Genomic DNA, 24797 nt, shown 5'->3' on the forward strand with positions numbered 1-24797 from the left:
GCCACCTTTTTATTACTATGCAACCTTGATTGACGGTTTAGGTAACCATGACTGAATTTATTGCCCCACCTTGCGCTGAGCAAATCTCAATTCTGTATCAAGACGAACATTTACTGCTAATCAATAAGCCCAGTGGTTTATTGAGTTTATCTGGCAAGAACCCATTGAATAAAGACTCGGTTCATTATCGGCTTGTGCAAGACTTTCCAAGTGCAACCTTAGTGCATAGGTTAGATTTTGGTACATCTGGCATTATGCTGGTGGCATTAAATAAATCCATCAATGGACTACTGACGAAACAGTTTCAAGATAAAACCATTGATAAAACATACCATGCAACCTTGCATGGTCACGTATCGAGTGCGCTCGCTCAATATGGAGAGATTAATGCCGCAATTGCGAAAGATACTGAAAACTTTCCTTACATGAAGATTTGCCCTGATTCTGGCAAACAAGCGAAATCAGAGTTTGAAGTACTTGAGCGAACTATGCTGACAATAGTAGATAGCGCCAGCACTCAACAAATACCAATCACAAAAGTGAAGTTCACTCCAATAACAGGGCGTACTCATCAATTAAGAATTCATAGCCAATATATACGCCATCCCATTTTAGGGTGTGACTTATATTGCAATAGTGAGTCACATGCTCTTGCGTCAAGGTTACTATTGCATGCTAGCTATTTAAGCTTTATCCATCCAGTTACCAAACAATTGATGAATATTGAATGTGAAGTGCCGTTTTAATTTGGTAAAAGCCAGCCGCTTGTGTCGATGAAAACTTTAGTCATCTCCTTTGCACATCAGTTAATCTTTGATAAATATTTCCTGACCCCTTTAATGTAAAAAGCCCGCTGTTAATAACAGCGGGCTTTTGCTTTAGCCTTAACATGCGCTTAAGGGCGTAATTCGGGGAGAGGATTAAGCCTTAATTCGCATGACAAATAGGTTAAAGCACACCACGTTTCATTTGATCTCGCTCGATAGATTCAAACAAAGCTTTAAAGTTACCTTCACCAAAGCCTAGATTGTTCTTACGTTGAATGATCTCAATGAAGATAGGGCCAAATAAGTTTTTGGTGAAGATTTGCAGTAAATAACCTTCATCATCGCCATCAACTAAAATTTGGTGATGTTTAATGCGTTCACGATCTTCAGTCACTTGTGGCAACTTATCAAAAATCGTGTCGTAATACTCTGGAATAATATCTAGCGTTTTAATCGCAGTGCCTTCCATCGCATCAAGTGAGCCAACAATATCACGGCTTCTGAATGCTAAATGCTGCACACCTGGTCCATTGTACTCACCTAAGTATTCATCAATCTGGTTATTGTTGTTGCCTTTACCTTCGTTGATTGGAATACAGAAGCTACCGTCTGGTGAACGCAAAGCATAAGACACCAATGCCGTTTGTGCGCCGCTGATGTCAAAGTAACGAACTTCAGTGAAAGCAAAAATGTCTTTATAAAAGTTTGCCCATTTTTCCATGGTGCCTTTATAAACATTGTTGGTTAAGTGGTCGACTTCCATGAAGCCTTTTTCTTCAACAATCATTGGCTCGGCTAAATCTTCAAAATCATTTTTGTATATGTTTTGCGCTTCACCAAACACATCAATAAAGTAAATTAAGCTGTCGCCAATACCGTAAATAGCAGGGTAAGCCATATCTTTAGCTGCATCGTCAGCTGGTTTTGCACCACGTGCAACAGCTTCGTTAAAAGCAAATTCTGCATCTTCTACGCGCCAACCCATAGAACAAATAGCAGGGCCATGTGACTTAGCAAAGTCCGCCGAGAAGCCTTGCTTAGACTTGTTCAGTAAAAAGTTAATGTCATTTTGCTTGTAGTAAACAATATCGTTCGCTTTTGCTTTTTTAAGCATAGAAAAACCAAAGTCAATAAACACTTGATGCATAAAATCAGTGTCAGGGCTGGCAAATTCTGTAAATTCAATGCCTAAAAGACCAAGTGGGTTTGTTTCGCTCGCCATTGTGTTTTCCTTAATTTATTTTGCTTTTAGCGCCACTCTTTGGTGACGTTTGATTATGTAAAGGTGAATCAGTGTTTATGATTCAATCCAAGAACGGTTGTAATCGTCGCTCATGCAGTTTTTTACATGGGCGGTTAAATTCAGTGGTGCAAAAGTGTCGACCATAACGGCGTACTCATAAGTCTCAGTTTTACCTATTGAGGCTTCGGTTTTACCTGGTTGCGGTCCGTGGGGGACACCTTTTTGATGTAAAGTCATATAACCCGCTTCAATGCCTGTGCGGCTCATAAAGTCACCGTCGACGTAATACAACACTTCGTCGCTGTCGATGTTGTTGTGGTAATAAGGTGCAGGAATCGATTGCGGATGAAAGTCATACAGGCGTGGTACAAAGTTACATACGACAAAGTTATTAGCAGTAAAAACGATGTGATCAGACGGCGGTAAATGAATTTTACCAACCTTAGGTGCATATTCGGTGATGTTAAATGCCCAAGGGTAGACGCAGCCATCCCAGCCCACTAAATCAAATGGGTGCCACTCTAAAGTGGTGACTTGGTATTTATCACCAAACTTACTGACTAATGGGAATTCGCCTTGTTCAACTATTGCATCTTTAAGTAGTGGCGTGCGAATATCTCGCTCACAATAAGGAGCAGACTCAAGCATTTGGCCGTATTCATTTCTAAAATGCTTCGGTACTTCCACCATCGAGTAAGCTTCAATGACAAACAAACGGACATTCGTTAAATCATTAAATTTAAGCTGGTAGGTGGTACCACGAGGAATGACTAAATAGTCCCATTGTTTAACGGCTAACTCGCCGTATTCACTTAGGAGTGTGCCTTCTCCATTGTGCACAAATACAATTTCGTCCGCGTAAGCATTGCGGTAAAACTCGTGAGTATCTTGGGTTACCTTAGCGGTATACATCGCCACGTCAGCGTTATAAAAAATTTTGTTACGGGCACTAAAGAAGTTACCGTCACAATCTGCTTGGCGCGAATCTAATTTGTAGTTTTGGATTAACGAATCTTGCCAAGCTTCACCGTGATCTAATGCATAAGGCGCAACAGCCAAGGCTTTAGTTGGCATGTTGTGGTGATACTTATTGGAGTAAATATTTGAAAAACCATGAGTTGAAAAAAGCTCCTCACGGTAAAGCTCGCCTGATTCTTTTTCAAAAGCGATATGGCGTTTAGCAGGTATCTGACCTTGCTGAACATAAACCGGCATACTGACTCCTTAAATTCAAATATAAGCGATCGATTTCGTCATTGGCGCATTCTTTTTTGTTATTTGTATGTGCTAAATACATGCTTTACGCATCTGCAACATGGGTTTTCTAGCGCAATTAAATCAACCACTTTGTGATCTAGTTATCAATTTAGTTGCTAGTATGAACAAAAAAAAGAATAATAAAGCGTGTAACCCCATCAGATTTTTAGATGGTATTATTTTGTTTACAAGAGTGTCACGGCAACTGAACAGCAACTGAGCTTGGGGCGTACGATGAAAATTGATGTTGAAGCGTTTAATGTACTGCAAGTACTTGTTGAGGAAGGAAGTTTTGCTAAAGCATCCGAAAAACTACACAAGGCGCAATCTGCAGTGAGCTATCAAGTTAAAAAGCTCGAGCAGCATTTAGGCGTCGAATTATTTAATCGAGATCAGTATCGTGCAGAGCTCACACCAGAAGGACGCGTGATTTTGGCCGAAGGCCAGCGTTTGCTGCAGCATTTATCCAATATCGAGCATTTAGCCAGCCGCTTTAGCGAAGGTTGGGAGCCGAAACTTGAGCTCGTGATTGATGGCGCATTACCAATGGAGCCAATCATGACTGCCCTAAAACGCATGTCAGAGAATAATGTGCCGACGAAAGTGCAACTTAATATGGAATTTTTAGGTGGGGTGCAACATAGATTTGAGCAAGATAAAGCCGATTTAATGCTAGTGAAAGACTATATCGCAGCGCCGTATTTTTCTGCCACCACATTGCCCACTGTCACCAGTTTATTGGTGTGTTCAACCCAACATGCGCTAGCTAATAAAAGTAATGTGAGCTTGTCAGAGCTGCAGCAACATGTTGAATTAACCATTGAAGATTCATCACCCACAAAGCAGCGAGACGAACTGCAATTTGGCGGTGATAAAGTATTTTACCTATCTGGCTTTATCATGAAGAAAAACGCCTTATTAAAAGGTTTAGGTTTTGGTTGGATGCCAGAGTTTTTAATCAGTGAGTTAATTGAAACTCAGCAATTAGCCATTGTCGATTTTGTTGGTGGTCACCGCTTTCGATTTACCCCACAATTGGTGTCTACACTGGAGCGGCCGTTAGGGCGAGCGGGGCAATTATTTACCGATCTTATTTTAGAAGAGTTCGCATTGTTTGATAGTAAACAACATCAATCGACAGTCGTTTAACTTAGCATTCAAGTATCTACAGTCTCTCAATAAAAGCTTGTGAATAGCACGTCTTTATCGTGTTTTTGTATCCAATGACGTTAGGGAGCTGAAAGGCCGAAGTCGTGGCGTTTTGTTGCCATCTTTTGTGAAGCATATTGATTGGGAAGCAACTGCATATCCCAATTAAAAAATCTTTTGCAAGCCAGCTTAAACCTCACCTTTTCATTGTGTTAATGTATCAAAAACAATGAGTAGCAATTAGCTAATTAAAGCATGGTTGAAAATACATGAATCGAAAACCAATTAATTACCCGTTAATGTCCGTTAGCTGCTTGTATGAAAAATGCAATGATGACGCTGTGATGATTATTGATGTCAGTATGGATAAGGTGATTGGCAAAGAACCAATTATTTATGATGAATTAGTGACGATACCTAATAGTCATTTTCTTGATATTAACGTAGATTTAGTCGATACCGATAGTGCAGGTGTGTACTCATTTCCGAGCCAAAGCCAAGTGAATAAGGTTATCAATAAACTGGGTATTTCAGAACATTTAACCCTCGTTTTATATGATAATCAGGGAATATATTCGTCTCCACGTGCGTGGTGGATATTTAACACGTTTGGTTTGAGTAATGTGTTTATTTTAGATGGCGGTCTGCCTGAATGGATTAAACAGGGCTATCCAACTTCATCTGAATATCTAACTATTGATACGAAAAACGTAGAAGGCCCAGTTAATGTAGGCAGTGATGTGATCTCATTTATGGACTCTTGTTTTGATGCCCGTCAGCTTGTGTCAAAGCAAGAAGTGTTACTCAACCTCACTGATAAACAATTTAGTGTGATTGATGTTCGAGCTACTGCGCGTTTTAATGGCTTGGTTGATGAACCAAGACAAGGGGTGAGAAGCGGCCATATTCCTGACTCAATAAATCTTCCTTTTGCCAATGTGCTAAATGGTAATACATACAAGCGTCCTGCTGAATTGCGCCATTTATTTTCCAGCATATTACCTGAAGATAGTAAGCGGGTTGTATTTAGCTGTGGCTCAGGGATTACTGCTTGTATTGGCTTGGTAGCGCTTATATCAAGTGGTACAGATACAAGGTTATATGATGCTGCCTTATATGATGGATCGTGGAGTGAGTGGGGCAGTGATGCATCTCTGCCGATTGCAAAATCAAAGTTCTAAAAAAAGAAATTTACTACAACACTCATCAAAAGTAGTTTAAACAATAGGATTGCAAAATGGCGTATTGGTTAATGAAGTCTGAGCCAGACGAGTTCAGTATTGACGATTTACAGCAATGTGAAAACCAAACTGAACCTTGGGAAGGGATCCGTAATTACCAAGCGCGTAACTTTTTACGCGATGCGGTAAAAGTGGGCGATACGGTATTGTTTTATCATTCCAGTTGCAAAGTGCCGGGTATTGTTGGCCTGGCGACAGTATCATCTGAGCCTTATCCCGACCAGAGCGCTTTTGATAATGAGTCAAGTTATTATGATCCTAAATCAGATATTGAAAATCCGCGCTGGGTTGCTGTGGATTTAACTTATCGGCAAACCTTTAAGCAGATTATTACCTTAAAAACGCTTAAAGCTGATCCTCATCTTGCTGATATGGTATTAGTGAGTAAAGGGGCAAGGTTGAGTGTTCAACCTGTGACTGAAGCTGAGTTTAAGTACATTGTTAACTTGGCGTAAGTGCGCCAGTTTAATAAGTTTGTATTTAATAAAGAAAAACACCTTATATCTAAAAATATAAGGTGTTTTCGTTATAGCGCTTTTTATTACAGTGCTGTTATAACAGCAGTTTTTATTTCAGAGCTTTTCCTGAATTTTGCAAGGCGGCATGTTTCAATACGCTAGTTTTAAATAGGGCACTTTGTAATCGGGCGCTTTGTAATAAGTCATGTGTTAGCCACTCGTGTTAGTAGCTTTCTTTTGCCACAACGGTTTGGCCAATTGGTGTTAAGCTCAGTAGAGCGAGTTTTACGTGTTGTATTGCAAACGGAATACCGATAATGGTAACAAAACAAGCTACAGCATGGGTTAAGTGACCAATCGCGAGCCAAATACCACAGAATAAGAACCAAATAACGTTGCCAATCATGCCCAATGGACCAGTACCAATATCTTCAAATCCTTTTAAATGTTTACGGTTAACGTTTTCTTGTCCAAATGGCCAGAACGCCATTTCACCAATCACGAAGCAAGCACGGCCAAATGGAATACCAATAATACTGATAAAACACAATAAGCCTGCTAGCCACCATGCTAGACCCATTACAAATCCGCCCATGATGAACCATGCGATATTAAAAATTAATCTCAAGACTGACATTGGTGCTCCCTAAGTCATACAAAACTGGTTAATGAAATGACCAATATTCCATTGGTGATAATAATCACTAGAAAGCCAAAACTATGCCAATATTTTTATTAGCTTTTTCGTTTGTTTTAAGTGGTTGATAATTATTGATTTTATTTTGATTTGTTTAGAGGGTTAGAAGACATTACTTGACTTAGTTTGGGCTGTCGACAATTGATGATAGCGAAAATCGCTAATAGTTAGTTAAAATACCACTACAGACCATAACTCTTTATTTAAGCGACGTTACTTATGTTTGCAGCTGGCTCTAATGTATCTCTTGCGGATATCTCAATCGACACGCCCGTTGATAAAATGAGATTTGCTGAACGTGAGGTTTTTGTTAAGCGAGATGACTTGATTCATCCTGATTTTAGCGGAAACAAAGCCCGTAAGTTTCAATTCTTCTTGACCCAGGACTTTCCTCATATCAATAAGGTTATTGGATACGGTTCACCTCAAGCTAATTCATTACATTCACTTGCAGTGCTGGCTAAGTTGCGCGGATGGCTGTTAGATTATCATGTGGATCATATCGCTGATTATCTTAAACAAAACCCTCAGGGGAACTACCTAGCAGCGCTTAATAATGGCGCCAATATTGTCGAGAAACCTAAACATGTAAGCGGCAATCTTGATAGCTATGTGTCTGACTTAGCGACGCAAGCATCTGCGAATGAGATCTATATTCCTGAAGGTGGACGATGTGAGTATGCTGCAGAAGGGCTTGAAACATTAGGCATGCAAATTTTGAGTTGGATGCATCAGCAGAATATGACTAGATTAAATCTGTTTTTGCCTTCAGGTACGGGCACAACAGCATTATTCTTGCAACGATTTTTTAAGCGCTACCTTCCGCAGGCGAGTCAGCCTACTGTAACAGTTAATGTAATAACCTGTAGTTGCGTGGGGGGAGACAAGTACCTAACGCATCAGTTTAGTCAGTTAACATCACAGAGTGAGTTTCACCCGCATATTGTATCAAATGGCACTAAGTATCACTTTGGAAAACTTAATCGACAGTGTTATGACATGTGGCGTCGTGTGTGTGATTCTGGCATTGAGTTTGAGCTACTTTATGATCCTGTGGGATTTATTATGCTGGAGCACTTTTTAAATAAAGATTATAAAGCGGAAACTGTCGATAATACTTGGCCTGTTATGTATTTACACCAAGGTGGTTTATTGGGTAATCCAAGTATGCTAGCTAGGTATATACGCAAATATGGTCAATAAGTTAACTGTAGCTAAAGAAAGTTGTTTAAGTATTAGTGCTGGAAGTGAAGCGAATGGGGTTGTTTCATGTTGCTCAGTTCTAATAAACGTCCGGTAAAGTGTGAGAGGAAATACCGAGAAGCGATGTTTATTGAGTAACTGAGCAAATGAATAACGCAAGCGTTATGGAAGGTGTTACTTGTTAGCCGTTATCAACCATTTCATAAACTTTAACGCTTCAGTGCGCTTTGAAAAAGTTGTTTTAGTTTTACCTTGGCTGTCAGTAAAAGCTATTGAGTTTTTGTTTGATGATATTGAATTTACAGGGAAATTGACTGTAATTTCGTGACCATTAATGTTGTATGACATATGCCACACTCCTTTTTTTAATTTTCACCTATCTGGTGAGTAAGTAATAACAATAAATATCCTTAAGCAGTTGTGTTGCGTAAGTTTGGGCTTATTGAAGCTAATGTGTGTGCTTAAGTTAACTGTGCTTATTACACTGACAAGTCGTGTTGATTATTTATTTTAATCGCCAACTTACTTGCTTTGTCTAGTTGAACACAGGCATATGACAAACAAATGACAATGTTTAACCAAAAGGCGTGACTTGTAGTGTGGGTTTACGAGTGCAGTTATGAATAACAGAAGGGTAAACAGTTAAATACAAGTTAACTTAATAACATTGTGGATAATATGCGTATATTTTTAATATAGCAATACATAWTTTACAAAATAGAACAGTTTAAGACTAAAAGGTAAGCGATACGTCTTTTTGTCGTATAAAAACCAAGCTAAAACTGAAAGGGTGTTGATAAAGTTACACTAATTCAGTGTGCTAATGAGTGGTTAACTTCGCTATTTTGTTAAATGGTATCCCTCAATTATGTCATTTCGTATCGAGTTTACGAACGTTTAAACATAAGGTTTGAGCATTGTTATTAAGAAGCCTACTTTAAAAGCTGATTACCTAGTATTAATTCGTTAATTATCAAAATAGAACAGCCTGAAATACAGGCTGTTTATGAACATTTTGATAGGCTATTTAGTAAATTAGTTCACCGATTGGATTAAGCAATTTACTGATACCTTTAGTAAAGTATAAAGGTGCATCGACGACGGTATAACATAAACAACCATCAATGGTTTTAGGACTATGTTCATGCTCAGAATCAAGCATGATAAAGTCACCGGCTGTATAGGTATTGTACTCGTCACTAAATTCACCAGCGAGTAACAAGGTTAGCTCTTGACCTTTGTGGCTGTGCTGTGGGATTTCACCATTTTCAGCAATGTGCAGCAGGCTCGCCCTCGCTTGCTTTTCACCTGTGTCTAATCGTATCCGGTTGACCTTACCGATACCTTGCCAGCTGTTGTTAATTTGCTGGCTAAATGCTCGAGGTAAGGTGTATTCATGTCCTTTAATCGATACGTTAACATGGCTAGCAACATGAGTTTGATTACTTGCTTCAACTTCTTTTGCTTCAAGTACGTCATCTTGCATCATGTCAGCGAGTAGGGCATCTAAGTCTGCGTCTAAATCAGAACTATCAGTGTCGATAGAGGACATCGGCGCGAGTGAAAAGCTGTCGTCTGAGGCTTTTAAAGTTAACGCCATTAATTGCTCAGTGCATTGGGGGCACAGCTCACAATGTGCTGATACCGCGATAGATAAAGATAACGGTAATTGACCCTTCGCATGGAGCGATAACAATTCCTGATTTGGGTGGTACTTAATCATAATGTTTCTCCATGAAGCCTTTTAACTTTTCTAAACCTAAACGTAATCTTGATTTGACTGTACCAATGGGCACTTTTAATTTGTCAGCGAGCTCTTGCTGCGTTRATTCTTGCATGTAGATGCCTTGAACCACTTGCTTTTGTAACGGAGGTAAGTCATCAACATGTTTTAGTAATGTGGCTGATAATTTGAAGTCGTTATCGGTTTCGTCACTCTCATCAGATTCAAATAGTGGCCAAATGTCATCACCGTACGCATCTTCACGATTATTTTGTACTTTACGAAGCATGTCGAAGCATTGATTTCGCATAACGGTAAACACCCAGGTGCTCACAGCGGCTTTATCGGCGTTGTATAAATGCGCTTTGGTCCACACTCGTGTCATGGTTTCTTGAACGAGATCCATTGCTAAACCTTGTTGGCTTAAACGCTGAACCCCAAAAGCACGAATTTTGGGAGAAAAATGAGCAAATAACTTGGCGAAAGCAGCTTTACTACGCTGGTTGGCCACTTGCATCATCAAATCTGCAAGGTACTTGGCTTCATCGTTGCTGGCTTGATTATCAATTGCGTTATTGTCACTGGAATCATTTGTCGTCATGGCATTATTATTTTTAGATAACATGCCTTTATCATAACGACTTTGAACAGTTTGTGATTGAAAATTTTCCATTTATTTTCGCTCGAATATTCTGACGTTGGTGATGTACATAAATGACGAAAGGTTTTGTATTAGCTGTATTAGCATTTGTTTTACCAATCAATCATGCACTTGTTATTTACCATTACGTGAGACAGCAGGAATGGATCAAAAAATTTCTAGAAAGAGTAAAAGTCAGTGTTTGTGGTATTGGCTTGGGTTACTTAATGATGCTTGTAAGTAATTCTTCGGTCATTTTATGGTTATGACTATTAATGCATTGATATTTTTCTTCTGCGGTAATCGGCATTATTTCTAACCAACGCTGGCATACCCAGGACATGTTATCGAAATCTTGTTTATTGTAATGGGACAGCTGAGCTGGGTATTGTTCAAGTATTTGCTGCAAGGTTTCGCTCAAGAATTTCTGATTGGGGACGATGTCAGAATTTGGCCAATCAGGTAATAGGCTTACGTTGCCACGTTTAAGGCCATCATCTTCGATGTTGAAATCATTGATTTTGAATCGCTGCTGCCCTTGGATACTGATCCCGAGCAAACCATCATCTAACGTTTCAAAATCAATAATGTGTACCCAAGTACCGATTGGCATTAGTTCGTTTTTGCTGTTTAGCATGCACAATCCAAAACCTTCGCCAGACTTTAATGATTCAGTCACTAGACGCTTGTAGCGTTGTTCAAAAATTCTAAGTTGCGTAAACCCCTGAGGTAGTAAGCAAATCGAAAGCGGAAACAAAGGTAGTATCATAACAGCACCTATATGATGAAAGTGTTATTTGTCGGCTAAGGTTTATTTTTAAATCAACTATATATACGCATACGAATAACACTATGATCATTATTTTTTGGTTAGTTTTGGCTTACCCATATAAGGTCTTGTTCGTTAATGCCCAATGTGCGCATTTTAGACACAAAACGCTGCTTAACATCATCAGAAATCACGGTGTCACGGGCTAAAATCCACGCATATTCGTTATTGGGACCAATGACTAACGATGCTTGATAGTCTCCGTTATCGTCTTTAACTAAATCGTGGATTTGATATGCACCATAAAACGGGCCGAAGAAAGAGACTTTTAAGCGACCTATTTTGTCAGATTCAATGAAGTAGGCTTTACCTTCTGCTTCTTTCCATTTTTGTGTGTCTGTTAAGTACCCTTTATTGATCACTATGACTTTGTCGCCTTCTACACTGTAATTAGCGGTGACTTGGTTCATACCTCGCTCAAAGGAGTGATCAAGTCTCGCTATTTCGTGCCATGTGCCTAAGTAATTGGTTAGCTGAAAATCATCCACAACGTCAACTTTAGTGTCGAGCATGGTGCAAGCACTGGTAGATAAAAGTAATACAGCAGAGGCGATAGTTTTAATGAATTGTTTACGCATCATATTTCCTTTATGTCTGTAGCAAGGGGGCTTTTTCTGATGTCAGCCAAAGACTTCAGTAATTTAAACTAATGATACGTCGATTTTGGCCGATAAGATCTTATTCAAAATGTGATTGTTTAATTTACATGCAAATTGGTATGTTTTTCTGCAAAACACTGAGTAATTACGATGAAGTCAGCAGTTTTTTGATGTAAATCATTTTATAATTTACGTGAAGCCGATGTTGAGTTAACTGAGAAATAATAATGAAGAAAGTTCTTGATACTGTAGATCAACGCACCCAGCTAGTGGGTGAGAACCGGTTGGAATTACTACTGTTCAAAATAAGCGCAACTCAATTATTCGCAATTAATGTCTTTAAAGTCAAAGAAGTCGTTAAGTTACCAGCACTCAGCGCCTTACCAGGTAGTAACAGCAATATTAGTGGTGTAGCCAACATACGTGGTATGTCGATACCTGTGATAAATCTGCGAGGAGCGATTGGGTTTAGCCCGATGCCTGTATCTGAAGATTGTAACCTAATTATTACTGAATATAATCGCAGTGTGCAGGGCTTTTTAGTAGGCAAAGTTGAGCATATCGTTAACATGACCTGGAGCGACATTATGCCGCCGCCAAAGTCAGCGGGCGCGAACAACTACCTCACTGCAATAACCAAGTTAACTGAGAATGATGTTGAGCGATTGGTGTCTATCATTGATGTCGAAAAGGTGCTTGCTGAAATTATTGATTACGATATTAGTTTGTCAGATGGCGTATTAGATGAACAACTTGCAGAGCATATGCCGGGTAAAAAAGTGCTTATTGTTGATGACTCCTCTACGGCAAGAAAACAAGTCAGAGATACATTAAGTCAGTTAGGTATTGAAATTATTGAAGCGTCAGATGGCTTACAAGCGTTACACTATTTACAAAAGTTAACTGCAGAAGGCATTGATGTCACTACTGAGTTTTTGATGATGATTACCGATGCGGAAATGCCTGAAATGGACGGTTATAAGCTTACCTCAGAAATTCGCGCTGATGAGAAAATGAACGCCTTATATATCACTTTAAACACTTCTCTCAGTGGTAGTTTTAACCATGCAATGGTTGAAAAAGTGGGCTGTGATGAGTTTATTTCAAAATTTCAACCTGATTTATTGGTTGATGTTGTGCAAAAACGATTAAAGACCTTATTGGGTTAATGATTATCGGAATTAGATAATTAAAGTAACAATGAGAGAGTTAACGATTTAAAACGCAAACTATTAAAAAATGTCAAAAAATAAAGGTTAATCATTGTTGATTAGCCTTTATTTTTGCCACTGGATTCAAGCAAGATTATTGTTCAAACTCTTCTTTTACCTGTTGTAACAATAGCTTTTGATGCTCACGGGTAATACCAATGTTCATGCGGCATAACCTGATAGCGTAAGCAAATTTCTCTTTGCCGACAATGTTGAGGAGTTCGCAAAGTAAATGCTTATTCAATGATAGTGTGTCGCAGTAATGAGTAATGGCTTTGGTTAATGAATTAAAACTAAGTCCGTCAAACTCAAACTGGGGTTGGTAGCCTTGCTCAATATCAATACCATTAAGTACTAACGGCCAACCTTTGGCGTTGATGCGTCCTTTGGCTATTTGATACATCATCCACGCACTTTCTTTAAAGCCTGATAAAATACGGCAGTCAAATCCAGATTCTGCAAGCTCTTCTTCAGTCCAATTAATACCAATAGCCAAGTCTTTGTGGTAAATCTTCATTAAATCGTCTTTAACGGCATCACGGCAATCCCAGATCGACGTTAAGAGGTGCTTTTTAGCAAGTCGACTGCATTCAGTGCATGCGGGTAGTGTTAGCGAAGGATGTGGCGTGCTTGGTTTTGCATAATAGCTGAACACATCATTGCATGGCTCTGCACAAAACCAACATTGATGTCTGAGCTCAAAAGGAATGTCGACTAAAGGAGGTAAATGATTCACTACTGGCCTATATGACATGACGTTATATAAAAAAGCTGCCAAGCATCACAGGTTTGCGATGACATCTAGCAGCTTTGTATTATGTGGCTGTTAACAGCGCAGTACTTATTCCGCTTCTACGTCTACAAGCTCTTTAGCAAGGACGATAGGGTCAACTTCTACACAATCTTCGTTAGCAACCCAATCAATACCGACTAATACGCCGTCTTCATTTAAGTCACCAACCCAATACTCTAAAAACTCATTTAAACTGATTTGTACCGCTTTATAGTCTGCCCATTCTTCAGTACAGTGGCCAGCAGCTTGTGCTTCAGTTGACCATAATGGCATCACATCAGTTTCTTCAAATTCAGAAGAGTCACAGACAACCCAACCTTCGCCCGTTTCATCGGCTAAGCCCCAAAGGACTTGGTGTTCTTTAACGTTCTCAATAAAGCTTGCAACAGCAGGGGTTTGTTCAATCATGATTAGTCTCTTTGATGAATTCAATTAACGTGTCGATTATACGGTAACTCTATTCAATACAAAACACTATTAATCTAATGTGACAAAAGCTGATGAAACATGAAGCTTAATTAACCAGATAAACACATAATTTCGATATTTAAGCCGTATAGGCTCTTGTTTCCTGTATCGCTATCAGTCACGATGTGGACAGTCATTATTTGTAGAAGTATTCATTTATGGTGAGTTCACAGTATTCTTCCGTTTTAAAGTCAGCGTTATTCTTTTCTAGCTGTTTTGTTAGTCTTCAATCTATTGCAGCTGTTGACGATTTTTCCCAATGTGTCGATAAACTCAAAGTTACAGCACGCAGTGAGGGTTTGTCTGAGCAAACTATCAATACTAGCGTGGCTAACCTGAAGTTTATTCCTCGTGTTATTGAGCTTGATAACCAGCAACCAGAATTTAGCCAAACCTTTGGTAATTACTTTAATAAACGCGTAACTGATTGGCGTGTAAAAGAAGGTCGTCGGTTACTGGCTGAAAACCGTGAATTACTTAATAAGTTAACTAAAGAGTATGGCGTTCCTGGGCAATACATTATTTCGTTCTGGGGGTTAGAAACTAACTTTGGTGGCTATAAAGGTAAAATGTCGGTGCTCAATTCGCTAGCAACATTAGCGTGCGATCCTCGACGCAGTGACTACTTTACTAATGAATTGATGCAAGCATTAAAGTTAAAAGAAAAGTATAACTTTGACGATGCGACCATGGTTGGCTCATGGGCTGGCGCTATGGGGCATACCCAATTTATGCCGACAAACTATGCCAAATATGCTGTAGACGGCGATGGCGATGGTAAAGTGGATTTATGGAACAGCACCGCAGATGCACTAACGTCAGCGGCGAATTTTTTACAGCAATTAGGTTGGAAAGCTAACGAGCGCTGGGGTCGAGAAGTGACCTTGCCCGAGAATTATGATTATCAATACCTTGGGCGAAAACACTCACAGCCTTTAACCCAGTGGGCTGCATTGAATATCACCCAAACTAGCGGCAAGCCGTTATCAACTCCTAACATGAAAGCCTCTTTGTATGTTCCATCTGGTCATACAGGGCCTGCGTTTTTAGGGTATGACAATTTTGATGTGATTATGCGTTGGAATCGTTCAGAGTTTTATGCCATTGCAGTCGGTCATTTGGCAGATCGCATCAATGGCGCTGCCCCTTTACATGTTAGTGCGCCAGAGCATGGTATGTTCAATCGTAGTGATATTAAAGTAATGCAAGTCAAATTAAATGAACTTGGTTTTGATGTGGGTAAACCAGACGGTGTGCTGGGGCGCAATTCAATTGCGGGTGTACAGGCATTTCAGCGCAGCAAAAATTTAATTGCTGATGGTTTTCCTGATGAGAAAACCTTTGCCGCATTGGGAATGGATATTGGTAACCAATAACCCAGAGTCCATTTAACGGTCAGTAACGCAGCGAAGTGAGCGATAAGTAAGATAGGTATCAAAAAGTCATGAGTCGTGTTGTTTGCTGACCAGATAATCGCTAAATCATTACCAAAGCCGATTAACATCGGCTTTTTGCTGGCAGCTTGTTAGTCGATTTGTTAAGCTGCGGCAACTATTGAAATCGAAGTGAATTAAGGATATTCGATGACAGCTCAAGATAATATGGTAGTGCGCTTTAACTACACATTACGCGATGAACAAGGCGAAGTAATTGAAACCAACGAAGGTGGTTCGCCAATCGCTTATTTACACGGCCATGACAACATGATGCCGGGTATTGAAGATGCCATTGCTGGCAAAGAAGCTGGCGCGAAATTCAGCGTGACACCGCCTGCAGCAGATACGTATGGTGAACGTATGGAATCGGCTGAGCAGCGAGTTTCGGTTAAGCATTTACAAGGTGCGAAAGTCTGGAAAGCGGGCATGCCTGCGATTGTTAACACTGAGCAAGGTCAACGCCAAGTCACAGTTGTTAAAGTGGGTAAGTTTATGGCGACGATTGATACCAATCATCCTCTATCAGGCCGTGAATTAACTTTTGACATTGAAGTGGTTGATATCCGTGAAGCCACTGATGAAGAGATTGCTCATGGCCATTCACATGGTGAAGGCGGTCATCAGCACTAATCTACACAATATCAACGCCGAGCTAATGCTTTAATAGAGCATTAATGCCAATCCCAAGTGAGTTAATCACTTGGGATTTTTATTTCCAGTATTATGCTGGTAGAGATTGGATTGTATAAATGATTATTGAGTTTTCTCAAGGTAAATTAGTCGTCACCCCATTTGAAATACAATGTCGTTTAAATGTCAGCAAGGTCGTATTGACCGCTATGGTTGATGACATCAAATGCATTGCTGAACGTTTACTTATTATCGCTGATGCTGGCGCTGTGCGCTGGAGTATACAGCTTGATAATAATCAGCAGTTTTACGAAGCCATTGACGTTCTGGGCATAGCTCCTGAATAAATGGCTTCTGAATAAATGGCTTCTGAATAAATGGCTCCTGAATAAAAATCCCTTGAATAAATGTCCCTGAATAAGTGGTTTTTAATCATTTATTCGATGAGATAAACCCAAAAGCAGCAACTGGGTTGCTGCATTTTTTATCGCTCATTTTCTAGCCTATTATTTAACTCATCACGAAAATGTGGCGTCATATAGTCAATGATAGGCCCTGCTGGCACAACTTGGGTGGGATTAATATGCTGGTGGCTATAGTAATAGTGCTGCTTTATATGTTCTTGATTGACGGTTGCTGCAATACCAGGTTGTTGGTATAAGTCTCGTAAATAGCCTGATAGTTGTGGGTAGGATTCAATAGTACGCAAATTGGTTTTAAAATGACCGACATAGACACTATCAAAACGGATCAAGGTGGTGAATAGTCGCCAGTCGGCTTCGGTGATTGTTGAACCAGTCAAATAGCGTTGTGTCGTAAGGCGTTTTTCTAACGTGTCTAAAGCATCAAACAGCGGGAACACGGCATCATGATACGCTTGCTGTGTCGTGGCAAAACCTGCTCGATAAACACCATTGTTAATCTTGTGATAAACCAGTTCATTAATAGTATCGATTTCACTACGTAAGCGCTGCGGGTAATAATCTTCTTGATTGCCAGTTATCAAATTAAACTCACTGTTAAACATACGAATAATTTCAGACGATTCATTACTGACAATGGTTTTATGTTTTTTATCCCAAAGCAGCGGCACTGTGACACGCCCGTTATAATTGGGCTTAGCTTCTTGATAAACTTGATATAAATAGTCTTTTTGCATTAATGGGTCAGAAACTGCACCGCTAATGCTTTTTGCCATAGGTGATTGGTTTTTGCCGCTAAACTCCCATCCGTTACTGAGCATGTGAGGCTCGACCACTGAAACGCTGATATGGTCTGCCAATTGCTTTAATTGCAGAAAAATTAAGGTGCGATGAGCCCACGGACAGGCAAGGGATACATATAAATGGTAACGATTTGATTCCGCTTTAAACCCTGCTTCACCAGTTGGGCCAGCCGAACCATCTTGAGTGATCCAGTTTCTAAGTTGGGCGTCTTCTCTGACAAATGTTCCACCGTTTTCTTTAGTTTCATACCATTGATCGACCCATTGACCGTTTTGTAGTAACCCCATATTACGCACCTAAAATTGATAGTGAATCATTGAGTATAATGGTCGATTAAGTAGAGCATAAGCGCAAAAATATAACCCTATCTATCGATTTTGTAGAAGGGTTAAGTTAATCGGTTCCATTGCTATCGTAATTTACTGAAATGTCAACCTGCTAATTTTGACGTTTAATTGGTCATTGGAGCGTGCGTTTTTGTTTATGCATAATTGAACCAAGCAGATGTTTTGTATAAACCTTCATGAAATTAGCAGTTTATCGGGTTTGTTTTTTCAATGTTCTTAATTCGGAACTGGTTTTTATTTACGGCATTGTTATTGTTGCTAAGTTCGATGTAATGCCCTTTGTAAGATATTGTTATTGTTGAGTTAAATGTCACGTTTTGTCATGTGGATGACATATTACTTTGTCAGTGTTTGATACCATTCAATCAGAGCTGGGTAGCTCGTAAATATAACAATATATTGATTAGGGGTTAGATCATGAAAAACACGTTATACAAAGGATTAGTGGCAACAGCAGTGATTGCTGCCTTATCAGGTTGTAGTAGCGACGACGATAAAGACCAAACAGCATGTGAAGCAGCGGGTGATGCTTGTACTAGCTTTACGGTTATTCATACCAACGACAACCATGGTCGCTTTTGGGAAAACAGCGACGGCGAATATGGCATGGCAGCACGTAAAACCGTGATTGACCAAATTCGTGCAGAGGTAGAAGGCCGTGGTGATGAAACGATTTTATTATCAGGTGGTGACATCAACACTGGTGTACCAGAGTCTGATATGCAAGAAGCGATTCCTGACTTTGTAGGGATGAACTTACTCGGTTATGACGCAATGGCGGTCGGCAACCATGAGTTTGATAACCCGCTAAGTACTTTGAATATGCAATCTACTTTAGCAAACTTCCCAATGCTTGCGGCTAACATTTACGATAAAAATGCGGATGAGCGTTACTTTGAACCTTACCGTGTATTCGATATCAATGGCCTTAAAGTTGCGATTATCGGTTTTACGACTGTAGATACGCCTAAAATCGTGAATCCTGAAAACGTTGAAGACTTAACGTTCACAGATCCTCAAGTTGAGCTACCAAAAGTCTTAGCTGAAATTGAAGCTAACGAAGAAGTCGACATGGTGTTCGCTGTAACACACATGGGTCACTATGCTGATGGCAACCACGGTACAGAGGCACCGGGCGATGTGATGCTCGCTCGCTCAGTAGAAGAAGGGCAGTTGCATGCGATTATCGGTGGTCACTCTCAAAATCCAGTGTGTATGGAAGGGGATGAGTACGCAGATTTTGCACCAGGTGATGAATGTAAACCTGATCAGCAAAACGGCACTTACATCATGCAAGCGCATGAGTGGGGTAAATACGTAGGCCGCGCTGACTTTGAATACATGGACGGTGAGCTAACGTTAGCCAACTACTCATTAATACCAATTAACTTGAAAGAAGAAGATGATAACGGTGAATTAGTCTTTATCACTGAAGAAATCGAAAAAGATAAAACGGTTTACGATATGTTAAAACCATATCAAGAACGTGGCCAAGAATTACTTGATGTCGTGATTTCATACACTGACGGTAAGTTAGAAGGCGACCGTGAAGTGGTGCGTGTTGAGCAAACTAACTTAGGTAACTTACTCACTGCGGCTTACTCAGAATTTGTGACGAATAACTTCAATGTTACAGCTGATTTTGGTGTAATGAACTCAGGTGGTATTCGCGCATCAATTGCTGAAGGTGATATCTCTTACCGTGACGTATTAACTGTACAACCATTTGGTAACTTTGTCGCTTACGTGACAATGACAGGTAGCGAAGTAAAAGATTACTTAGCTAACGTAGCAGTTAAAACTGGTGGTGGTTACCCACAATTGAATAATGTTGCTATGGATGTTCAATGTACTGAAGGTACTGTCGAAATTGCTTCACTAGGTGGCCGTGCATTTGACGAACAAGAAAACTATACATTCTCTGTGATTCATTTCAGTGCTGCTGGTGGTGATGATTACCCAATTATCAATCAACACCCTAATTATATTGATACTCAGTTAACCGATGCTGCAGTATTCCGTGAGTACTTTGTAGCTAATCCTGAGATATCAGCAGAAGATTATGCGCCAGTAGAAGGTCAATTAAACTTTTACCGTGACGGTACACTAGTTAAAAGTTGTGCTGAATAATAGGTGCTGATAGCAGCTCTTTATTTAAAGAAACTCAGTTAATCAAAAAGGTAGCTTAGGCTACCTTTTTTGTTTTTCATTATTAAGTTTCCGGTTAACGGACTAGATTGTTTAAGTTAAGATAGCCGCAAAAAATTAAAAGGGAATAAATCATGTCGTCTGCAACTACTGAACTTGAACGTATTACTGTTGAACCTACTACTGCAGCCACTGCTTGTGTCATTTGGTTACATGGCTTAGGTGATTCGGGAGCTGGCTTTGCACCAGTGGTGCCTTTATTGGGGTTACCACAAGATCACAGCATTCGATTTGTTTTTCCACATGCTCCGGAACAACCCGTAACCATTAACGGTGGTTACATCATGCGCTCATGGTATGACATTAAAAGTATGGACTTACATGATCGTGCAGATATTAACGGTGTATTAGCATCAGAAAAATCGGTTAAAGCGCTGATTAATGAACAAATTGAGTCGGGTATTGCTGCTGAAAATATTGTTTTGGCTGGCTTTAGCCAAGGTGGCGTGATGAGTTTATTTACTGGTTTGCGTTTTGAGCAAACATTAGCTGGCATTATGGCGCTGTCTTGTTATTTGCCTGCTGGCGAGGCATTACCTGAAGGTTTACATCCATCAAATAGCCAAACCCCTTTATTACAACACCATGGTGAGCAAGATGAGGTCGTCCCTTTGTTTGCAGGTAAGATGGCCTATGATGCCTTAAATAAAGCTGGTTATGCGTCGACTTGGAAAACGTTCCCTATGCCGCACAGTGTTATTCCTGAACAATTAACAGAAATCGGCCAATGGATCGCAGGGCGATTAATTAACTAGTTGTTTCAGTAAAAAGATAATGCCTCTGTTATAGCAGAAGTATCAGTTAGAGTAATAAATAGCGTTAAATAAAAGGCTTAAGTGAAGCGACTTAAATAAGTTAGCTAGCTTAAGCTTTTTTTATTTTTAATGGGTAATAGTCACTTTAATTGTTGTTCTTAAATAAAGATAATCTACTTCAAAATATATAACTAAATATTTGTTATTTAAGGTTTTGATTTAAAAAAACTGACATGAATTGATGGTAATTTGTTATTATATTCTGCGAATTTTGTAATCAATATACGTTTACTGTTAATACCAAGGTTTAAACGATTGCGCTTTATAGTGCTAATGACCTGACTCTTTACGGATAAAATAATGAAAAAAACGATTCCGACGTTTTTGGCTTCCGCTTTGAAAACCAAAATGAGTAAGACAATACTGCCGTTACTTATTGCCACGAGTGGGTTGGTGGCTTTATCGGGCTGTGAACAACGGCCACAATGTGACGATAACAACTGTACTAAATTTACTGTGCTACATACCAATGATAATCACGGTCGCTTTTGGCACAATAAAGCGGGCGAAGCAGGAATGGCTGCACGATTTACTGTGATTGACGGTATTCGTAAAGAAGTGGCTGCGCAAGGTGGTCATACACTGGTGTTATCAGGCGGTGATATTAACACCGGTGTACCAGAATCTGATTTACAAAAAGCAGTACCTGATTTTATTGGTATGAACATGATTGGTTACGATGCCATGGCCGTTGGTAATCATGAATTTGATAACCCTTTATCTGTTTTAGATGAGCAAGCAAAGCTGGCTAACTTTCCAATGTTAGCGGCAAATATTTATCATAAAGATACTCAAGAGCGCTATTTTGAGCCTTACAAGATGTTTACCTTGGGGGATTTGAATATTGCGGTAGTGGGTCTGACGACAGATGATACCCCTAAGTTGACCAATCCTTTACATACCGAAACGCTGACCTTCACTAATCCTATTGCAGAAATGAAGCAGCTTATTCCACAAATAAAGGCAAATGAACAAGTCGATCTTGTTTTTGCTGCAACGCACATGGGCCATTATGAAAATGGCGAATTTGGTAGTAATGCACCAGGTGATGTCACGATGGCTCGTGAGCTTGAAGAAGGCATGCTTGATGCGATTATCGGTGGACACTCCCAAAACCCTGTGTGTATGAGTGGTCGCAACAGTGAGTATGATAAACGCTTTATGCCGGGGGACTCATGTCGCCCAGATAAGCAAAATGGCACGTATATAATGCAAGCTCACGAATGGGGACGTTATGTAGGCCGTGCAGATTTTGAGTACATTAATGGCAAACTTTATTTAGTCGACTATCAATTAATTCCTATTAACCTTAAGCGTATGGCTTTTGGTAAAAAGTTAGCTTGGCCAGTTGCTGAGCCAATTGAACGAAATGCGGAAGTTGAAGCTGTGCTTAAACCTTACCAAGATAAAGGCAGTGCTGAACTCGATGTTGTTATTGGTCGCGTAAATGGTTTATTGCAAGGTGAGCGCAAAGTTGTACGTTCTCAGCAAACCAACCTTGGTCGTTTGATTGCAAAAGTGCACAGTGAAAAAGTGCGTGCTGATTTTGGCATTATGAATTCAGGTGGTGTAAGGGCATCCATTCAAGCAGGCGAGGTCGCATATCGTGATGTATTAACGGTACAACCTTTTTCAAATACCATAGGTTTTGCTGAAATGACTGGTGAAAAGCTGGTTAAATACTTATCAAAAGTAGCGTCCAATACGCGTACTAGCGGCGCTTATGCACAGTTTTATGGTATTGATATGACAGTGAAATGTCGCGATAAAGATGTTGAGATCCATAGCATAAACAACAAGCCTTTTGATATTAACGAAACTTATACCTTCTCGATCCCAAGCTTTAGCGCCGCAGGCGGTGATAACTATCCTAAGATTAATATTTTAGAAGCAGGCTATGTGGATGCTATTGAGCTTTATGATTATATTAAGACGCAACAGCAAATTAATATTGAAGATTATGAGCCAAATGGTGAAGTTAAGTTTGTTCAGTCTAAGAGTAGTTTAGGGTGCAGTATTTATTAATACTCACCTTTATAAGCCTCTAATGATGGCTGTAAAGTGACGCTGCAATACTCAATATAGTTAAAGGCAACCGTAAGGTTGCCTTTTTTTATTAAATAAAATAATTTTTAAGTTATTGAATTTTATTGATTAAAATTTATTTATGAAATAAAAATGAAATTAATTTATCAAGTTTACTTGAAAACAAAAATAACGTTCTCATATCTAGTTATAAGTTAGGCACGCTCAATAGAGGTACTAACTGCCATTACGCCGCAAGGGTAATGATAAACGCCAATAATGGTATATTTTTTCACATATTGCTTTAGACAAGGATATGAACATGCGTAAATTTAATGTAACTCCAGACTTAACTCCTCTTTACCGCAGTGCGATTGGTTTTGATCGTTTAGCTAAAATGGCTGAGCACGCTGCAGTGCAAAATGGTAACACTGGTTACCCTCCTTACAACATCGAATTGCTCGGTGAAAACCGTTACCGTATCACGATGGCTGTTGCTGGCTTTAGTATGCAAGAGCTTGATATTACAAGTGAAGGTGACAAGTTATTGGTTAAGGGCAACAAGGTTGCTAACGTCAATGACGAACGAAAATATTTACACCAAGGTATTGCAGAGCGTGGTTTTGAGCGCACTTTCCAGCTTGCAGATCATGTCAATGTTGTTGGTGCAGACTTAGAAAATGGTTTGTTGAATATTGATTTAGTAAGAGAAATACCTGAAGCGTTAAAAGCGCGTAAGATTAAAATCAACACAGCAAACAATACTATTGATAGTGAGTAAATTTCAACAATCTAGCGCATAAGTTTTCCCCTATTGCACTTATGCGCAAGTTTCATCTTCCCTGATTATTTTGCCCAACAAGAATCTATTTCCTTGTTGGGCTTTTTACGTTATAAGTCGAGTTTAAATTAACTGGCTGTTAATCATCATTAAAGGCTTTATCAAGAATGACAGAGCCAACACCGTCAATACCCAAATTGTCTTCAGGGTTGTAAATAGGGCAAGACTTCATAGATAGACAACCACAACCGATACAAGCATTTAGAGAGTCCCTTAAATTGGTCAAATAATGAATCCGTTGAGTTAACTGCTTGTGCCATGACTCAGACAATTTAGCCCAATCATCTTTATTCGGTGTCCGTTCATTGGGTAAATAACTAAATGCATGTTTAATTTCTTGTAAACTCACCCCCATTTTTTGTGCAGCTTTAATCACCGATATTCTTCTGATCACGTCTCGATGGTAACGGCGCTGGTTCCCTTGATTACGTAGGCTTTTAATCAAACCTTTTTTTTCGTAAAAGTGCAGGCTAGATACCCTAACACCACAACGCTTAGCTACTTGACCGACACTTAAATCCATTTCATTGAGCATCTGTTATCCCTTATATCTTTTACAAACTCTTCGCTACTAATTTCATTATTTTGTTTAAGATTCTGAAATTTAAGGTATTAAAAGTGGATTTCAAAAATATATTTCGAAAACTCAAAATATCGCTTTACCTCAACTTAGGTTGAGGTTTTATAGTAGCTTCATCTTATATAGCAAGCAAGTTAGCCCTTATATCAAGACAAGGAGGCAAGCATGATTCAGGTGATAATCAATCAACAAATGATGGATCAAGTTGTAAAAAATAAAGCCAATAAAAGAGCTAATAACAATCAGGTGCTGGATAGAGGTGATAGCTCTGCAGCATTAAAAGCCAATCAACAAGACATTGCTGCTGTGATAGCCAGAAGTCGCGTTTTGTTTCACAACACGATGGCACTGAAATAAGCCAAGTAGAACGAAGTGAAATAAAAAACGTACACAAACTAATTAATAATATTA

25 protein-coding genes are annotated in these 24797 nt (G+C 39.5%); 14 read left to right on the forward strand and 11 right to left on the reverse strand.

Going from position 1 to position 24797, the window contains the following annotated elements; all coding sequences use genetic code 11:
- Positions 1-47: 47 nt before the first annotated feature.
- Positions 48-746, forward strand: a complete 699-nt coding sequence (locus tag A9267_RS00785) for an RluA family pseudouridine synthase (RefSeq protein WP_065107889.1) — start codon at positions 48-50, stop codon at positions 744-746.
- Between the two features lie 202 nt (positions 747-948).
- Here A9267_RS00785 and hppD read toward each other — a convergent pair whose 3' ends face one another.
- Positions 949-1989 carry a 4-hydroxyphenylpyruvate dioxygenase gene (hppD, locus tag A9267_RS00790; protein ID WP_065107890.1) on the reverse strand — a complete coding sequence of 347 codons (1041 nt, stop codon included), beginning with the start codon at positions 1987-1989 and terminating at the stop codon, positions 949-951.
- 75 nt (positions 1990-2064) lie between these two features.
- Positions 2065-3225 carry a homogentisate 1,2-dioxygenase gene (locus tag A9267_RS00795; protein ID WP_055023299.1) on the reverse strand — a complete coding sequence of 387 codons (1161 nt, stop codon included), beginning with the start codon at positions 3223-3225 and terminating at the stop codon, positions 2065-2067.
- Between the two features lie 276 nt (positions 3226-3501).
- On the opposite strand from A9267_RS00795, the gene A9267_RS00800 reads away from it, so the two are divergent.
- The 3 genes from A9267_RS00800 to A9267_RS00810 all read left to right on the forward strand — a co-directional run bounded on the left by A9267_RS00800 (position 3502) and on the right by A9267_RS00810 (position 6112).
- On the forward strand, positions 3502-4416 hold the full coding sequence (locus A9267_RS00800; protein ID WP_065107891.1) for a LysR family transcriptional regulator: 915 nt from the start codon (positions 3502-3504) through the stop codon (positions 4414-4416).
- A gap of 269 nt (positions 4417-4685) precedes the next feature.
- Positions 4686-5597, forward strand: coding sequence for a sulfurtransferase (locus A9267_RS00805; protein ID WP_197495493.1), 912 nt, complete (start codon positions 4686-4688; stop codon positions 5595-5597).
- A 56-nt stretch (positions 5598-5653) separates the two neighbouring features.
- Positions 5654-6112 carry an EVE domain-containing protein gene (locus A9267_RS00810; protein ID WP_065107892.1) on the forward strand — a complete coding sequence of 153 codons (459 nt, stop codon included), beginning with the start codon at positions 5654-5656 and terminating at the stop codon, positions 6110-6112.
- A gap of 226 nt (positions 6113-6338) precedes the next feature.
- On the opposite strand, the gene A9267_RS00815 is transcribed toward A9267_RS00810, so the two are convergent.
- A complete protein-coding gene (locus tag A9267_RS00815; RefSeq protein ID WP_055023294.1) occupies positions 6339-6752 on the reverse strand; it encodes a YccF domain-containing protein in 414 nt (137 codons plus the stop codon).
- Between the two features lie 279 nt (positions 6753-7031).
- Between A9267_RS00815 and A9267_RS00820 the strand changes: the two genes are divergently transcribed.
- Entirely contained in the window at positions 7032-8015 is a 984-nt protein-coding gene (locus A9267_RS00820) for a 1-aminocyclopropane-1-carboxylate deaminase (protein WP_065107893.1), read from the forward strand.
- Positions 8016-9042: 1027 nt separating this feature from the next.
- On the opposite strand, the gene A9267_RS00825 is transcribed toward A9267_RS00820, so the two are convergent.
- From A9267_RS00825 to A9267_RS00840, 4 genes are all read right to left on the reverse strand, one after another.
- A complete protein-coding gene (locus A9267_RS00825) occupies positions 9043-9738 on the reverse strand; it encodes a ChrR family anti-sigma-E factor (protein ID WP_055023292.1) in 696 nt (231 codons plus the stop codon).
- Positions 9731-10411 carry a sigma-70 family RNA polymerase sigma factor gene (locus tag A9267_RS00830; RefSeq protein WP_065107894.1) on the reverse strand — a complete coding sequence of 227 codons (681 nt, stop codon included), beginning with the start codon at positions 10409-10411 and terminating at the stop codon, positions 9731-9733. The genes A9267_RS00825 and A9267_RS00830 overlap by 8 nt, the downstream gene beginning before the upstream one ends.
- 187 nt (positions 10412-10598) lie before the next feature.
- Positions 10599-11147: an LON peptidase substrate-binding domain-containing protein gene (locus tag A9267_RS00835; protein WP_055023290.1), complete on the reverse strand. Its 549-nt coding sequence runs from the start codon at positions 11145-11147 to the stop codon at positions 10599-10601.
- A gap of 101 nt (positions 11148-11248) precedes the next feature.
- On the reverse strand, positions 11249-11785 hold the full coding sequence (locus A9267_RS00840) for a lipocalin family protein (protein ID WP_065107895.1): 537 nt from the start codon (positions 11783-11785) through the stop codon (positions 11249-11251).
- A gap of 248 nt (positions 11786-12033) precedes the next feature.
- Between A9267_RS00840 and A9267_RS00845 the strand changes: the two genes are divergently transcribed.
- On the forward strand, positions 12034-12975 hold the full coding sequence (locus tag A9267_RS00845) for a chemotaxis protein CheV (protein ID WP_065107896.1): 942 nt from the start codon (positions 12034-12036) through the stop codon (positions 12973-12975).
- A gap of 136 nt (positions 12976-13111) precedes the next feature.
- Here the strand turns inward: A9267_RS00845 and A9267_RS00850 are convergent, their stop codons facing one another.
- Positions 13112-13753, reverse strand: coding sequence for a hypothetical protein (locus A9267_RS00850; RefSeq protein WP_231919020.1), 642 nt, complete (start codon positions 13751-13753; stop codon positions 13112-13114).
- 105 nt (positions 13754-13858) lie between these two features.
- Positions 13859-14218, reverse strand: coding sequence for a DUF2750 domain-containing protein (locus tag A9267_RS00855; protein ID WP_055023286.1), 360 nt, complete (start codon positions 14216-14218; stop codon positions 13859-13861).
- A gap of 218 nt (positions 14219-14436) precedes the next feature.
- Here A9267_RS00855 and A9267_RS00860 point away from each other — a divergent pair, with 218 nt between their 5' ends.
- The 3 genes from A9267_RS00860 to A9267_RS00870 all read left to right on the forward strand — a co-directional run bounded on the left by A9267_RS00860 (position 14437) and on the right by A9267_RS00870 (position 16691).
- Positions 14437-15654 carry a lytic murein transglycosylase gene (locus A9267_RS00860; RefSeq protein ID WP_065107898.1) on the forward strand — a complete coding sequence of 406 codons (1218 nt, stop codon included), beginning with the start codon at positions 14437-14439 and terminating at the stop codon, positions 15652-15654.
- A 207-nt stretch (positions 15655-15861) separates the two neighbouring features.
- Complete coding sequence (locus A9267_RS00865; RefSeq protein WP_055023284.1) at positions 15862-16344, forward strand: FKBP-type peptidyl-prolyl cis-trans isomerase; 483 nt, start codon at positions 15862-15864, stop codon at positions 16342-16344.
- A 119-nt stretch (positions 16345-16463) separates the two neighbouring features.
- Positions 16464-16691 carry a DUF3389 family protein gene (locus A9267_RS00870; RefSeq protein ID WP_065107899.1) on the forward strand — a complete coding sequence of 76 codons (228 nt, stop codon included), beginning with the start codon at positions 16464-16466 and terminating at the stop codon, positions 16689-16691.
- A 137-nt stretch (positions 16692-16828) separates the two neighbouring features.
- Here A9267_RS00870 and A9267_RS00875 read toward each other — a convergent pair whose 3' ends face one another.
- Positions 16829-17857: a glutathione S-transferase family protein gene (locus tag A9267_RS00875; protein WP_065107900.1), complete on the reverse strand. Its 1029-nt coding sequence runs from the start codon at positions 17855-17857 to the stop codon at positions 16829-16831.
- 477 nt (positions 17858-18334) lie between these two features.
- On the opposite strand from A9267_RS00875, the gene ushA (A9267_RS00880) reads away from it, so the two are divergent.
- The 4 genes from ushA (A9267_RS00880) to A9267_RS00895 all read left to right on the forward strand — a co-directional run bounded on the left by ushA (A9267_RS00880) (position 18335) and on the right by A9267_RS00895 (position 23746).
- Positions 18335-20047, forward strand: coding sequence for a bifunctional UDP-sugar hydrolase/5'-nucleotidase UshA (gene ushA / locus A9267_RS00880; protein WP_065107901.1), 1713 nt, complete (start codon positions 18335-18337; stop codon positions 20045-20047).
- Positions 20048-20199: 152 nt separating this feature from the next.
- Positions 20200-20880 carry an alpha/beta hydrolase gene (locus A9267_RS00885; protein ID WP_065107902.1) on the forward strand — a complete coding sequence of 227 codons (681 nt, stop codon included), beginning with the start codon at positions 20200-20202 and terminating at the stop codon, positions 20878-20880.
- Positions 20881-21288: 408 nt separating this feature from the next.
- Positions 21289-22965 (forward strand): bifunctional UDP-sugar hydrolase/5'-nucleotidase UshA, encoded by a 1677-nt coding sequence (gene ushA / locus A9267_RS00890; RefSeq protein ID WP_065108413.1) that lies wholly within the window; start codon positions 21289-21291, stop codon positions 22963-22965.
- Positions 22966-23287: 322 nt separating this feature from the next.
- The gene (locus tag A9267_RS00895; RefSeq protein ID WP_055023279.1) at positions 23288-23746 is read left to right on the forward strand and encodes an Hsp20 family protein; all 459 of its coding nucleotides are present in this window, start codon (positions 23288-23290) and stop codon (positions 23744-23746) included.
- A gap of 139 nt (positions 23747-23885) precedes the next feature.
- On the opposite strand, the gene soxR is transcribed toward A9267_RS00895, so the two are convergent.
- Positions 23886-24341 carry a redox-sensitive transcriptional activator SoxR gene (gene soxR / locus A9267_RS00900; protein ID WP_065107903.1) on the reverse strand — a complete coding sequence of 152 codons (456 nt, stop codon included), beginning with the start codon at positions 24339-24341 and terminating at the stop codon, positions 23886-23888.
- Positions 24342-24551: 210 nt separating this feature from the next.
- Here soxR and A9267_RS00905 point away from each other — a divergent pair, with 210 nt between their 5' ends.
- Positions 24552-24743: a hypothetical protein gene (locus A9267_RS00905; RefSeq protein ID WP_065107904.1), complete on the forward strand. Its 192-nt coding sequence runs from the start codon at positions 24552-24554 to the stop codon at positions 24741-24743.
- The last annotated feature ends 54 nt before the right edge of the window (positions 24744-24797 follow it).

This window comes from Shewanella sp. UCD-FRSSP16_17, assembly GCF_001675935.1.
Classification (GTDB): Bacteria; Pseudomonadota; Gammaproteobacteria; order Enterobacterales; family Shewanellaceae; genus Shewanella; species Shewanella japonica.

Bases quoted from the DNA above. Each gene is read 5' to 3' on its own strand.
- soxR (WP_065107903.1), bottom strand. From the start codon at position 24,341: ATGCTCAATGAAATGGATTTAAGTGTCGGTCAAGTAGCTAAGCGTTGT.
- A9267_RS00865 (WP_055023284.1), top strand. From the start codon at position 15,862: ATGACAGCTCAAGATAATATGGTAGTGCGCTTTAACTACACATTACGC.
- ushA (WP_065108413.1), top strand. From the start codon at position 21,289: ATGAGTAAGACAATACTGCCGTTACTTATTGCCACGAGTGGGTTGGTG.
- A9267_RS00805 (WP_197495493.1), top strand. From the start codon at position 4,686: ATGAATCGAAAACCAATTAATTACCCGTTAATGTCCGTTAGCTGCTTG.
- A9267_RS00905 (WP_065107904.1), top strand. From the start codon at position 24,552: ATGATTCAGGTGATAATCAATCAACAAATGATGGATCAAGTTGTAAAA.
- A9267_RS00885 (WP_065107902.1), top strand. From the start codon at position 20,200: ATGTCGTCTGCAACTACTGAACTTGAACGTATTACTGTTGAACCTACT.
- A9267_RS00800 (WP_065107891.1), top strand. From the start codon at position 3,502: ATGAAAATTGATGTTGAAGCGTTTAATGTACTGCAAGTACTTGTTGAG.
- hppD (WP_065107890.1), bottom strand. From the start codon at position 1,989: ATGGCGAGCGAAACAAACCCACTTGGTCTTTTAGGCATTGAATTTACA.
- A9267_RS00820 (WP_065107893.1), top strand. From the start codon at position 7,032: ATGTTTGCAGCTGGCTCTAATGTATCTCTTGCGGATATCTCAATCGAC.
- A9267_RS00795 (WP_055023299.1), bottom strand. From the start codon at position 3,225: ATGCCGGTTTATGTTCAGCAAGGTCAGATACCTGCTAAACGCCATATC.
- A9267_RS00810 (WP_065107892.1), top strand. From the start codon at position 5,654: ATGGCGTATTGGTTAATGAAGTCTGAGCCAGACGAGTTCAGTATTGAC.
- A9267_RS00875 (WP_065107900.1), bottom strand. From the start codon at position 17,857: ATGGGGTTACTACAAAACGGTCAATGGGTCGATCAATGGTATGAAACT.
- A9267_RS00870 (WP_065107899.1), top strand. From the start codon at position 16,464: ATGATTATTGAGTTTTCTCAAGGTAAATTAGTCGTCACCCCATTTGAA.
- ushA (WP_065107901.1), top strand. From the start codon at position 18,335: ATGAAAAACACGTTATACAAAGGATTAGTGGCAACAGCAGTGATTGCT.
- A9267_RS00785 (WP_065107889.1), top strand. From the start codon at position 48: ATGACTGAATTTATTGCCCCACCTTGCGCTGAGCAAATCTCAATTCTG.
- A9267_RS00825 (WP_055023292.1), bottom strand. From the start codon at position 9,738: ATGATTAAGTACCACCCAAATCAGGAATTGTTATCGCTCCATGCGAAG.
- A9267_RS00895 (WP_055023279.1), top strand. From the start codon at position 23,288: ATGCGTAAATTTAATGTAACTCCAGACTTAACTCCTCTTTACCGCAGT.
- A9267_RS00840 (WP_065107895.1), bottom strand. From the start codon at position 11,785: ATGCGTAAACAATTCATTAAAACTATCGCCTCTGCTGTATTACTTTTA.
- A9267_RS00835 (WP_055023290.1), bottom strand. From the start codon at position 11,147: ATGATACTACCTTTGTTTCCGCTTTCGATTTGCTTACTACCTCAGGGG.
- A9267_RS00815 (WP_055023294.1), bottom strand. From the start codon at position 6,752: ATGTCAGTCTTGAGATTAATTTTTAATATCGCATGGTTCATCATGGGC.
- A9267_RS00860 (WP_065107898.1), top strand. From the start codon at position 14,437: ATGGTGAGTTCACAGTATTCTTCCGTTTTAAAGTCAGCGTTATTCTTT.
- A9267_RS00855 (WP_055023286.1), bottom strand. From the start codon at position 14,218: ATGATTGAACAAACCCCTGCTGTTGCAAGCTTTATTGAGAACGTTAAA.
- A9267_RS00845 (WP_065107896.1), top strand. From the start codon at position 12,034: ATGAAGAAAGTTCTTGATACTGTAGATCAACGCACCCAGCTAGTGGGT.